The organism is Priestia sp. FSL W8-0524, assembly GCF_038005965.1.
Taxonomy (GTDB): Bacteria; Bacillota; Bacilli; order Bacillales; family Bacillaceae_H; genus Priestia; species Priestia zanthoxyli.
Window position 1 is genome coordinate 1 of sequence record NZ_JBBOUG010000001.1, and the last position, 12,597, is coordinate 12,597.

Consider the following 12,597-nt stretch of genomic DNA (forward strand, 5'->3'; position numbering starts at 1 on the left):
ATACGACACATGTGGAGAATGTGGCGGTGCTTACATTAAAATAAGAAAATTGTTTAAAACACCACTATCATTAGGAATGGTAGTGGTATTTTATATTGGCTTTTATTTTTAATACAGTACGGAATATACTAAAAGATTTATAGAGAAACAAATAAAAGCAATTATAAATGGGAGTAAAAAGATTCCTAAATATACATAAGGCAAAATGGATGAAGCAAATTGATTACGTGGGAAACGGATGAAAAAGAGGTAAGTTTAGAAACCATTTTAGATGTAGAAAAAGCATGGGATGTATTATTTCCAATTTACTTTATGGAATGTGTAACAAAGTATCATGGTGGAGAACCTTCAGCTGATGGATTTAATGTTGGAAAGAGAGAATGTTCTTTTTACCAATTACTAAGTTTTAATCAGGAGAAAAAGGATTACATTTTAAACGTGTACCATGATCTTAAATGCCAGCTAGTTGATGGTATTTACCCATTTGGAGATGACATAGCGGATAATCATGTATGTTTTGACTACCGTTCTAACTCTCAGCGGCCTCTTATCGTTTTTATAAATCATGAACTAGCATATGAGAATCCTGAAAGCAGTATTTTTTTCGTCGCCCATTCATTTGAAGAATTTATTAATGGTTTATATGAAGAAGAATAAAATTAAAATAACTTTCCACCAAGAGGCTGGGACAAAAGTATTTTAACCCAAGTAAAAAACGAACCATTAATTAACATGTTTGATTCGTGGTTTATTTTTTTGTTAGGGCAAATAAGTGTCGTCTGTTTCGTTCCTTTTAGCAGTTGATTGGAGGGCAAGACGAAGACTCCTGCGGGAAAAGCGGAATAGGTGAGACCCCGCAGGAGCGCAAGCGACGAGGAGGCTCAGCGGCCGCCCGCGGAAAGCGAAGTCTTGCACGGAAATCAACTGCGGTTCCATACAAGCTCATCTATACTAGTTGTTCGCCTTTAAAATACATTCATTTCATTATGATGTCTCAACCTCTTTTAGGTTAAATAAGTACGGAAAAGGTAAAGGTAGCATTTCTATAACAAAAGCAGCAAAAGCTTGATATAAAAGCATTATCCGCTTGTATGTCCGTTTTATTTTGCCGTTTGTCCACCCCACCAACACAGCAAATTTCTGAATATACTTTTTTTAAGGTTTTCAATATTTTAGGAATTATAATAAAGAAGCAATAAATGAAAACATTATATTTGTGGTAAGAGGTGAAGGGACATCATGTATAGAGCAATTGCTATTATAGCGGGTTCTGTGTTAATTGGATTTGCATACAATTGGTTTTTAATCCCCCATAAAGTGCTAAGCAGCGGCATTAGCGGTATTGCTATGATTATAGGAATTTTAACGCCTGCAAGCACGGGAACAATGAATTTTTTGTTGAATTTACCCCTTTTAATTATTGGTTTTATGAAGTTAGGAAAGCGGTTTGTTTTACATACGCTGCTGTCCGTTGTGGCTTTATCAATTGCTTTATACGTGATTCCCTTGAGAGCTGTTAGTACAGATCCTATTCTGTCAGCTGTTTTTGGAGGAGTTTTAACTGGAATTGGCGTAGGGTTTGTTTTTCGTCAGTCAGCCTCAACAGGTGGATTTGATATTATTGCGATGCTTCTTACGCATAAAAAAGAATTTCCGCTTGGCGCTATATTATCAGCGATGAATGCCGTGGTCGTATTTGTTTCAGGTTTCTTTGTGAATTGGGACGCGGCTTTATATACGATGCTTTCGATTTTCGTCACAGGAAAAGTAGTGGATGCGATTCATACTCGCCACATTAAGCTCACGTTAACCATTATTACGAGAAAAGGCGAAGAAATGAAGCAGCAGCTTCTTACGAATTTGGTGCGCGGTGTGACGTTAATGAACGGTGAAGGAGCTTATTCAAGAGAAGACCGTAAAATATTAATGACGGTGATTTCACGCTATGAGCTTGCAAACCTCAAGCAGTTAATTCAATCTGTGGATCCTGAAGCTTTCGTAAATATTACGGAAACGGTAGAAGTAATGGGGCTGTTTCGACGGGATGCCTATTAATATATTTGTTATTTCAGCGCCGATTTATGATAAATAGCCATTTTTATAGTATAAAAGTTATAAAAAAAGCCTTAAGAGTAGTTCTTGAGGCTTTTTTTGCGTAAAATATGAGTAAGAAAATATCGTGTATGAAAAGTATAAAAAAGGGAATTTGATAGAGTACATAAAATATTGACATCAAAAAGGAGAGACTATATGACGGTAGAATATCAGTTAACGAAAAAGAAATATTACGAAACGTTTATGCAAGAAAATGAAAATCAGCCGCCTGTAAAAGTCCTTGGACAAGCTTATTACGAAGAGCAGCAAAAAGAGTGGTACGACTTATCGCTCATTCGCTTAGCTCAGGGAGAAGTGTACTTCCACAATCAAGATTTTGAATCCGCGATTTTTAAGTGGGAGAATGTAAATGGCGAGTTTAAGCTGTGGGCGAAGAAAAATACAGCCGACGCACATTATGAATTGGGGTTGTCTACGCTCGCTGAAGAGCTTTACCTATCCATCGAAACGGATTCAAAAGTATTAAAAGCTGAAATAGCGCTAAAGCTGTTTTCGCTTTATACGGACCATAACAATATTGAACGAGCTTATGAAGTTATTAACGAGCTGGTTGCTTCTCAGCCGGATTATCCAAACGTCACGGCGATTGCGCGAAGATTTTATGAAGAGCAAGAAGATTTTAATAGCGCAGTGGAGCTTGCAGTAGATGAGTGTATTCGAACAGAATCGCTGAATTGGTTTGCGGTATTAAAGACTTACGTAGATAAAGGATATACAGCAAACTTTATCCCTAACTATTTTTATCAAGTGATGATTTCATTTTACAAAGTGGACCAAGTATATTTCAAACAGCTTGTCTCAGCTTTATGGAAACAATATAAGAGTCAGCCTCCTTATCTTGCTTGGATTAAAACCATCAATGATATTTTCTTGAATATTGAAGTGGGTCTCTATGATTATTGGCAAGAGATTTCAACTCTTTATCAAGAGACGTACACTGACTTAATGGAAAGTGATCATTCTGTAAAGGAATTGCATGAAGTTATTCCGAACGTATTAACAAACTGGCTTAAAATTACTAATAAGTCACGTGCGTTATTTCCGTCTGCGGCCGTGCTTTCATGGAATGAAAAGTTTCCGTCAACTATTGATACCATTACAATCGAAAATGCAGGCAGATTAATTTTTGAGGCGCGTAACGACATTGATGGTCTTGAATATCACTACAAACTTTGCCATGGCATTATTAAATGGGCTAATGAAAATGGTTTAGAAGTGGGGCACACCTTTAAATGGTGGGTAGACTTTTTATTAGATGCTCATACGACACACTTATTAATTACAGGAACAAATGCTGCAACGTCTTCATTTGTGGGATCGATTACAGAAGAAAAGGTACCGCAAAATCATGAAACAACCTTTGTGTTCATTCATGATGAAGAAGAATCTATCCAGCAAATCGCTGATCAAGAAATCATTCCGATGGAAACGATTGACGGAGCGGAGCAATCTTCTCACCAGGCGCTTGTAGAAGTGAAAAAACCTTTTGCGTTCCTTGATAAGCATAATTGTTCATGCATTGTTACGCCAAGCTTTACAGAACAAGAGGCGCGTGAGCAGGATGCATTTAAATATGCTCCTTTAGCAGATGGTTTACTGTTTGTGCTTGATGCAAAAGAATCGCTGCTTGATGAAGAAAGAGAATTATTGCTGGAGATTAAAGAATATGCGCCAAATACGCCAGTTCATTTTGTCATCAACAATATGGACAGTCTTTATAATCAAGCAACGATTGAGCGAATTACAAAAGAATTTGAGGCAAGCATTGGCGCTGATTTCCCACAGGCGCATGTATTAGCCTATACGCCTCACTACGTATCGAGTCAGCACCACGGAGACTTGGCTCAGTTTATTAAAGCTAATTTCTATTACGATCCAAACGACGTTGGAGTAGAAGAGCGTGCGCGCAGACTGCTGTTCTTTATTCAAAGCATGCTAAAGGGCTTAGTGGAGAAGAGAAATCACACAGAAAATCATTTGATTGAAAGTATTAAATGGAACGAAGATATGCTTGTGCGATTAAATGGCTTCTTGCATCGAGTGGATGACTTAGAACAAGAAAAAGCAAGTAGTATTGTTTCGGCTTATCACGGCATCAAAGAGGATATCAGCAAAAAGCTAAAAAATAAAATTCCTCGTTTACTCAAAAAGTCTTCAGAATTAGTGAAGGAAGACAGTGATTTTAGTACGGTTCATATTGAGCTGAATAAACAAATGAATATGCGCGTGGAAGAGCACTTGCAGCAAGATGTCCTACCTAAGTTCCGTATTTCTTTAAAGGACTGGATTGCTACATCAAATGAAGAGCTGATTGCGAGTCAAGTAGATATTGAAGAAGTAGCAGAGTCATTAAATAAGATGTACAATGAGCAAAAATTAACGTTAGCCTGCGATTTTAAAGTGCTGGACGACTGGCGCCGCGACGTTAATCGTATGGCTAATCGGGTTCAGCTGGATGAAGAAAATATTTTACTTCGCGTTAATCCAACGCAGCTTTTGTTAAAAGGAGCAGGGAAACTGTTTTCTTCCATTCTTCAAAATCAAACGCTGCTTTATAATCAATATAAAAAGTACATTGAAAGTCAAGACTATCAAGATATCACAGAATCTATGCTGGCAAAGTTTTTTATGCAATTTAATTTATTTGAGAAAAATTTAGAAGTTGATATTGAACTATTCTTTGAAAAGCCAAAAGAGGTTTTAAAAGAAACGATTGAAGAAACACAGGCGCATATTAATGAAAATCAAGACGTATTAAGTCATATGAAAGCCAATCCTGAAGCTTACTATGATCCGTTAACATTATTCCAGCTTCGCTTGCGTCAGTATGAGTTAATGGTTAAAGCTACAGAAGAAGTACACTATAACGTCTAAAAGGTGGAGCAGGATGTATTTAACGATAAAAGAAGCAGCAGAGTATCTATCTTTTCCTGAAGAATATGTACAGAAATTGATTCAAGAAGGAAAAGTAAGGGCTATATTTGATGGTGAAAACTACTTATTAAATAAAGAGCAGTTTAACACTCATTTAGAGCAAATGGAAAAGTATAAAAAACAAATTGAAGAATACCTAAATGAGCCAATCCCTGAAGATATGGACGTAAAAGATGAAGATTGAAGGCCGAAGCAGAAAACAGATGTTTTCTGCTTTTTCTTTTGGAGTGAAAGTGTTAAAAAAGGTAAGATATGAAAGAAATGTCGAAAAAAGTTGGAATTTCGTTAAAGATGTAGTCTTTTTAGATGCTTTTTTTATATAATGAAAGTATGCTAAACAAAAAGGAGAAGGTCTATGCAACGATCAAGACAGTTAAGGCTGATTTTATTGCTTGCCCTGATTGTTGTCGCTTCGTTTTTAATTATTATTGTTTCGAAAACACAAGGGATTATAAGTCAGCAAACGACAAAAAAAGTAGAAAACACAAGCGTTGCAATTCTCACCTCTGATGTACTGACAGATCAAAGCTGGGGCAGTCTAGCTTATAAAGGAAAAATCAACATCGAGCAGAAGTACCCCGTTTCGGCTCAAGTTATTAGCGAAGTAAATACGAACCAAAAAATGAAGGAAGCTGCTGAAAAAGTTATTCAAAATGGAACAAAAGTCGTAATTGGACATGGAAGAGAATTTTCTACCGTTTTTACAGAACTAGCTCCTAAGTATCCTCATGTTCATTTCGTCACCATTCACGGTACTTCAATGTATAAAAACCAAACTGTATATACATTTGATCAAACAAAAATAGAACACCTGGCAGGCACGGCAGCTGCCATGAAGACAAAAACGAAAAAAATTGGATTACTCGATACATTTGCAAAAGAAAAAAATCCAGGATTCGAACAAGGAATCAAAGCGTATGATTCATCGATTGCTTTTTATTATCAAGTTGTAAACAGCCGAGACGATGGAGCAAAAGCAGTAAAGCTGCTCCGCGAGTTAAAAGCTCAAGGTGTCGATATCGTCTATGCTAAAGGAAATTCGTATAATCAAGAAGTTATTCAAGAAGCGAAAACACAAGGAATGTACGTAATAGGATATTTAGATGATCAGGCGTACATGGGTAGGTCTGTTATTTTAACAAGTGTGATAAATGATGTTCCTCAAGCTTACAACGTGATTATGAAGAACTATTTTAGTAAAAAAGGTCTTCCATCTGGAGAAGTCAAACTTGACGCCAGGGACGGTGTTTATAAACTAGCGCCTTTTGGACCGATGTACAGTAAACAAGAAAAACAAATTTTATATTCGAAAGTTAGAATGTCTACACAGCCGAAGTAACTATGAAAAAGAAAGAGATGATTATGAATCAATTATTTCGCAACATGTCATTCCGTAGCCAAATATTAACGATTCTTCTTTTGATTACATTCATGTTAAGCGGGTTCTCTTTAGTTTTAGTGCATGCCATTGATAAAATGAATCATGTAAGCAACGAAATTAAAGATGAAGATGTTCCTCAAATGGTGTGGCTTTCTTATTGGGAAGAGCAGCTGAACATAAAAGAATACATTGTGAAAAATAATCTAAAGAACCCCACTGTCTCTTTGATAGAAGAATATCAATCATATGATACACGAGTTATCGAAAATAATGAAAGATATAAGCAGCCTGTGCCAAAATCGTTGATTCCACTAAAGGAAAAAATTGAGCTGCTGGATTTTAAGATTTCTAATAACGTGCAGGGACTGTTGAAGTACGGAGATATAGAGGGAGCAAAAGAGTATCTTAAGAGAAATTATTTGCCGGATCTGCATCAGATAAAAAAAGATATTAATAGTTCAAAAGAAGAGACGGTTGATTCACTTGATACACTATCAGATACACTGTCTGTTATTATTAAAGATTCATTAATTTTACTATTGATTTTAACAGTAAGTGCTATTGTGGCTTCCCTTTATGTTTCTTATCGTATGAGTGCGAGCCTTACGAAACCAATTGAACAAATGATTGAAAAAGTGAATGACATTGCAGACGGAGAATACGGTCTTGTTCTTCAAGACACAAAGCAAATCGAGCTGAAGCAGCTTTCGGCTTCTATCAATCAAATGTCGGTTAGTTTAGAAGATTCATTTTGGAAAATCATTAAAGATAAAGCATATCGCCAGCAGATCTTAAATTCACTGCCTGTTGGAATTATCACAATAGAAGATGAGACAAATAGTATATTTGCTAATACCTCAGCAAAACAGTTTTTAGATCTCGATGAAAAGGATATTTGCGGGTATATGAAGGAATGTCCTGAATATAATACTGAATTTTGGAGCATGTTGAATTCGGGAGAAATTCACGAAAATAAAAAAGTATTATTTGGAACGAAAGAGACGTGCTATTGCTTTTTAGCCTCTCAAACGCAGCTGTTTAATGAGAAGAACGAAAGCATTGGAAGGATTTTTTATTTCATTGATATATCGGATACCGAAGAATTAGAAAAGCGAATGCATCAGTCTGAGAAACTTGCCTTGGTTGGAGAAGTGGCAGCCGGAGCTGCTCATGAGATTCGTAATCCTCTTGCCGTGATTCATGGATTTATATCTCTTATGAATCAGTCTCTTTCTGATGAGGAGAAAAAGCGTTTTTACCTGCCTCTGCTTATGAAAGAGCTAGAGAGGATTAATTACATCATTGAAGAAATGCTGTTGTTATCAAAACCTGGGACTCCGGTGATGAAAAAAGTCAGCATGCAGGATATTATTAATGAGTTATTGCCTTTGATTACTCACTCAAGCAAATTTACAGAAAAAGATAAGCTTATTTTCGATGTGAATTTGCAGCCGCATGTATTAAAGGTAGATGAAAAACAAATCAAACAAGTTCTTCATAATTTAATTCGAAACAGTATGGAAGCCATGGATGGAGAAGGAGTCATTACAATCTACTCGCAGGTTCATGAAGATAGCTACTGTCTATACATTGAAGATACTGGAAAAGGTATTCCGGTTCATATGCAGCAGTCGCTGTACCAGCCTTTTTCCACTTCGAAGGATAGCGGCACAGGTCTTGGTCTGCCCATTGCTCAGCGTATTCTAGAAAGCCACGGAGGACAGATTAAATTATTATCTACTTCTTCCCGCGGCACAGTTTTTGTTATTAAATTTCCTCTACATTAAGAAAACAGCCTCAAAAGGGCTGTTTTTTAATGTGCTGTTAAAATAAGAGGACCGTTTTTCGTAATCGCAAGCGTATGTTCAAATTGAGCAGATAATTTACCGTCTGTTGTACGAGCAGTCCAACCGTTTTTATCCATTTTAGAATGCCATGTACCAGCGTTTACCATTGGCTCAATTGTAATAACCATACCTTCTTTTAAACGTGTACCTTTGCCAGCTTTTCCGTAGTGAAGAATTGTAGGCGCTTCGTGCATGGTATTTCCAATTCCATGTCCTGTGAAGTCGCGTACGACAGAGAATTTTTCGCCTTCTACATAGCTTTGAATAGCGTGGCCGATGTCACCTGTACGGTTTCCTGGCTGTGCTTGCTCGATTCCTTTTAAAAGCGCTTCGTATGTAACATCTACTAGACGCTGTGCTTCGTCTGAAATGTCTCCAACGGTATGAGTCCATGCAGAATCTGCTAAGCCTCCGTTTAAATTTACAACCATATCAATGGTTACGATATCCCCGTCTTTTAACGGTTTAGTTGTTGGAAAACCGTGGCAAATTTCATCATTTAAAGAAGCGCACGTTGCATATTGATATCCTTTGTATCCTTTTTGTTCCGGCGTTGCTCCGTGCTTTGCTAAGTACTCTTCCACAAATTTATCAATTTGCATTGTTGTTATGCCTGGTTTGATCATTTTAGCGATTTCTTTATGACAAGAAGCTAATAATTTACCTGCTTCGTGCATTAAATTAATTTCGCGTTCACTTTTTAATGTGATCATTGTTGTTCACTCCTTTTTTGATGTAACTTTACGAAAAAAGTTGAGCAGCGGTTATAGCGATGGAAGTCGACTATTCATCAGTTCATTTTTCTTTATTTAAAAATCTAAGAAATACAGGAACCGTCTGCTATTGGGCGATATAAAATCATCCTTAATCATAACGCCCAATGGTAGGAAAATGCAAGATGCAGGCTTAAAAAGGAAGGGTTTGACGCTAGGCATGTAGGGAAAACTGATAAATGAACGTTGAATTGGAGCATTCTCTATAACAAATGCGGTATGATATAGTAAAATAAATGAAACAAAACAATTCTTTAGGAGGGGTATAGGAAAATGAGTGAACATGGAAAATTTATTGGATTTGCAGGTACATATACAAAAGCAGGCAGTGAAGGTGTCTATACATTTACGTTAGATACAAAGGCTAAAAAAATTGTAGAAGTAAAAGCCGTGGCTAAAATTGAAAATCCTACATACTTAAATGCGAGCAAAGACAATGAACATCTTTATACAGTTATTAAAGAAGGAGAAAAAGGCGGCGTAGCTGCTTTTAAGATTGATCCAAACACAGGGCAATTGAAATTTGTAAACAAACAGCTGCTAGACGGCGCGCCTCCTTGCTACGTTTCAGTGAATGAAGATAATACGCTTGTTTTATCTGCTAATTTTCATAAAGGGAGCGTTGAGACGTATTCTGTTAACGAAGAAACAGGAGAAATTGAATATGTAGCATCCGTAGTGGAACATCCTCATTCAGACCTTAAAAAAGGACAACAAGGAAAACCACACGTACACTATGCCGATTTTACTCCTGGAGAAAAACACGTGGCGGTTGTAGACCTAGGTATTGATGAAATTGTGACATATGAAGTGGAAGAGAATAAATTGAAGGAAGTCAACAGCCTTTCTACATCTGTTGGTTCGGGCCCTAGACATTTAACGTTCCATCCAAATGGCCGCTATGCGTATGCAATGACAGAATTCAGCTCCGAAGTTTTATTTTTAACGTATGACGAAAGCACAGGAAGCTTTACTCAACAACAAGCTACTTTAGCAATTCCGGCTGATTTTACAGAAAATAATCAAGGGAGTGCGATCCACATTTCTTCAGACGGCCGCTTTGTCTATGCAGGAAACCGCGGACATAACTCGATTGCAACATTCAAAGTAGACCAGGATTCTGGACAGTTAACATTCGTAGAATGGACAGGCACTGAAGGCGACTGGCCGCGCGATTTTGTTTTAGATCCAACGGAACAATTTATTGTGGCGTCTAATCAAGAGACAGGAAACTTGGTGCTGTTTGAAAGAGACCAAGAAAATGGAAAGCTAACGCTTCTTCAATCTAACGTTACGGTTCCAGAAGCTGTATGCGTAAAGTTCCTCCACTATAAGTAATCGATGTAGAAAGCCAGACCTGATCCAAAAACAATCAGGTCTGGCTTTCTAAACCTAAGCGGCTGTCACTCTCCTTTCGGGGTTAGTGCCATCCGCATAGGTGAACCTTTGAGGGAATAGTCAGGTAGTCCGCATTCCTAAGCGTCATTTATGATCCCAATTTTTGAAATGAGCATAATCTATATATGGAAGAAAAGCCCTTTTGGAGGGCTTTTTTTTCTGGTGTTGTAGTAGAATGAAGAGAGAACGCATGAAGGGCTGAGGTGATAAGTGTGGAAAATATATGTGAGTATCCAATTGTACAAGCTCCTATGGCAGGAGGAGTTTCGACGCCTAAACTAGCTGCAGCTGTATCTAATAGCGGAGGGCTAGGATTTTTAGCCGCTGGATATAAAAGTGCGCGTGAATTGGAGCAGGAAATTATAGAGATGCATTCACTTACGAAAAAACCTTTTGGAGTAAATCTGTTTGTTCCGACAAATGAAAAAGTAGCAGTTGATGCACTTGATTGTTATCAAAAAGAATTGTCAAAAGCCGCTGGATATTTGGAGTGTCAAGTTGGCATACCAAAGAATGATGATGATGAATGGAGTGCCAAGCTCGACATCATTCAAAAACATCGAGTACCTGCTGTGAGCTTTACATTTGGGTGCCCGGATCGAGAGATTGTAGCAAGCTTAAAGGGAATTGGAAGTCATATTTTCGTTACGATTACAACACCTCAAGAAGCCGAAGTGGCTTTGAGAGCAGGAGCAGATGTGCTGTGCTTGCAAGGAATTGAAGCCGGCGGCCATCGGTCTACTTTTTTAGAGAGTTCGGTGGACTTTTCGCTTATAAATTTGCTAAAAGAAGTCCGTCTAATCACTAAAAAGCCATTAATTGCTGCGGGAGGCTTGATGACGGGGTCTGACATTAAACGCGTGTTACAGGAAGGTGCTTCTGCTGCGCAGTTAGGTACGGCTTTTATTTGTTGTCCAGAAAGCGGAGCGAGTGCTCTTCATAAAGAAAGCATTCTTCAAAAGCGTTTTAATGAAACAGGTGTTACAAGAGCTTTTACAGGGAAACGTGCTAGAGGATTTGTGAATGCTTTTTTTATTTCCTATGATAAATCAGCACCATCCGCTTACCCTCATATTCATTACATGACAAAGCCTATTCGAACAAAAGCTACACAAATGAATAATCCAGAGTACACTTCTTTGTGGGCAGGAACTGGATTTACGCTGGCAAAAGAACTGCCTGCACATCTTATTGTGGAAGAGCTTGTACAAGAACTAAATGAATGATGAGAATTACGGTGTTGCTTGCTTTAAGTGCAAGCAGCTTTACATAAAGAAGGTGAACTTATAGTGCAAAACAAATTTACAATTGGGCAAATGGCCAGACTGCACGATATTCCGATTAAAACACTTCGCTATTATGATGAAATTGGCCTGTTCGAGCCTTATGAAGTTGATCCCCAAACCGGATATCGTTATTATACGTTAGAACAATTTAAGAAATTAGATATCATTGTCTATTTAAAGCTGATGGGAGTTCCGTTAAAAGAAATTAAAAGAAAAATGGAGCACAGCAGCTTGGATGAATTTATTGACACCTTAGCGGAATATCAGAAGGTAACAAAAGAAAAAATTCGTCACCTTCAAAGAGTGAATGCGCAGTTAACAACTCGAATGAAGGAATTAGAACAGACGAGACATATTAACCAAATAGGAGCCCCCTTCATCAAACACCTTCCTTCTCGTGAAGTTGTGCAAGTAAAAGCAGAGGTAGGTACGTTAGACGGAACTGAAAGTGTTCTGCGTGATTTAAAAAAGAAAATTAGTCATATTACCCCGATTATGATTGGGAAAGTAGGGTTTATACTATCTGTAGAAAACACAAAAAAACAACAATTTACAGATTACGATGGCATTTTTTTATTGGTCGAAAGCGATGTTTCTTTTAAGCATGAACTCGTTACGTTAATACCTGAAGGCGATTACGCATCTATTTATATGAGAGAAAAGAGAGATACCACAGGAGTCTATTACGATACGTTACTGAACTTTATTAAAGCCGAAGGATACAAAGCAGAAGGGCCTTTTTTAATTCGGCGAATTGTAGATTCATTTATTTCTCATCATGAAGAAGAGCGGCTGACGGAAATTCAAATTCGAATTACGTCTTGACTATCCAGTTGCTGGAGGGTTTAAGATGAGACTATTGT

Annotated in this window: 11 protein-coding genes; 10 read left to right on the plus strand and 1 reads right to left on the minus strand. The window is 37.6% G+C overall.

Going from position 1 to position 12,597, the window contains the following annotated elements; all coding sequences use genetic code 11:
- Positions 1-219 precede the first annotated feature (219 nt).
- From NST66_RS00005 to NST66_RS00035, 7 genes are all read left to right on the plus strand, one after another.
- A complete protein-coding gene (locus NST66_RS00005) occupies positions 220-657 on the plus strand; it encodes an SMI1/KNR4 family protein (protein ID WP_049162726.1) in 438 nt (145 codons plus the stop codon).
- Positions 658-800: 143 nt separating this feature from the next.
- The gene (locus NST66_RS00010) at positions 801-1,013 is read left to right on the plus strand and encodes a hypothetical protein (protein ID WP_080974221.1); all 213 of its coding nucleotides are present in this window, start codon (positions 801-803) and stop codon (positions 1,011-1,013) included.
- Between the two features lie 226 nt (positions 1,014-1,239).
- On the plus strand, positions 1,240-2,055 hold the full coding sequence (locus NST66_RS00015) for a YitT family protein (RefSeq protein ID WP_013055060.1): 816 nt from the start codon (positions 1,240-1,242) through the stop codon (positions 2,053-2,055).
- A gap of 195 nt (positions 2,056-2,250) precedes the next feature.
- On the plus strand, positions 2,251-4,989 hold the full coding sequence (locus NST66_RS00020) for a GTPase domain-containing protein (RefSeq protein WP_033580823.1): 2,739 nt from the start codon (positions 2,251-2,253) through the stop codon (positions 4,987-4,989).
- A gap of 13 nt (positions 4,990-5,002) precedes the next feature.
- The gene (locus NST66_RS00025; protein ID WP_013055062.1) at positions 5,003-5,233 is read left to right on the plus strand and encodes a helix-turn-helix domain-containing protein; all 231 of its coding nucleotides are present in this window, start codon (positions 5,003-5,005) and stop codon (positions 5,231-5,233) included.
- 171 nt (positions 5,234-5,404) lie between these two features.
- Positions 5,405-6,388: a BMP family ABC transporter substrate-binding protein gene (locus tag NST66_RS00030; RefSeq protein ID WP_034266896.1), complete on the plus strand. Its 984-nt coding sequence runs from the start codon at positions 5,405-5,407 to the stop codon at positions 6,386-6,388.
- 23 nt (positions 6,389-6,411) lie between these two features.
- Positions 6,412-8,217 (plus strand): ATP-binding protein, encoded by a 1,806-nt coding sequence (locus NST66_RS00035; RefSeq protein ID WP_047751757.1) that lies wholly within the window; start codon positions 6,412-6,414, stop codon positions 8,215-8,217.
- Between the two features lie 26 nt (positions 8,218-8,243).
- On the opposite strand, the gene map is transcribed toward NST66_RS00035, so the two are convergent.
- Positions 8,244-8,990, minus strand: a complete 747-nt coding sequence (gene map / locus NST66_RS00040) for a type I methionyl aminopeptidase (protein WP_025752900.1) — start codon at positions 8,988-8,990, stop codon at positions 8,244-8,246.
- Between the two features lie 333 nt (positions 8,991-9,323).
- Here map and NST66_RS00045 point away from each other — a divergent pair, with 333 nt between their 5' ends.
- The 3 genes from NST66_RS00045 to NST66_RS00055 all read left to right on the plus strand — a co-directional run bounded on the left by NST66_RS00045 (position 9,324) and on the right by NST66_RS00055 (position 12,559).
- On the plus strand, positions 9,324-10,388 hold the full coding sequence (locus NST66_RS00045) for a lactonase family protein (RefSeq protein WP_033580820.1): 1,065 nt from the start codon (positions 9,324-9,326) through the stop codon (positions 10,386-10,388).
- Positions 10,389-10,660: 272 nt separating this feature from the next.
- Positions 10,661-11,674 (plus strand): nitronate monooxygenase, encoded by a 1,014-nt coding sequence (locus tag NST66_RS00050; protein ID WP_098112280.1) that lies wholly within the window; start codon positions 10,661-10,663, stop codon positions 11,672-11,674.
- A 63-nt stretch (positions 11,675-11,737) separates the two neighbouring features.
- The gene (locus NST66_RS00055; protein WP_049162735.1) at positions 11,738-12,559 is read left to right on the plus strand and encodes a MerR family transcriptional regulator; all 822 of its coding nucleotides are present in this window, start codon (positions 11,738-11,740) and stop codon (positions 12,557-12,559) included.
- Positions 12,560-12,597 lie beyond the last annotated feature (38 nt).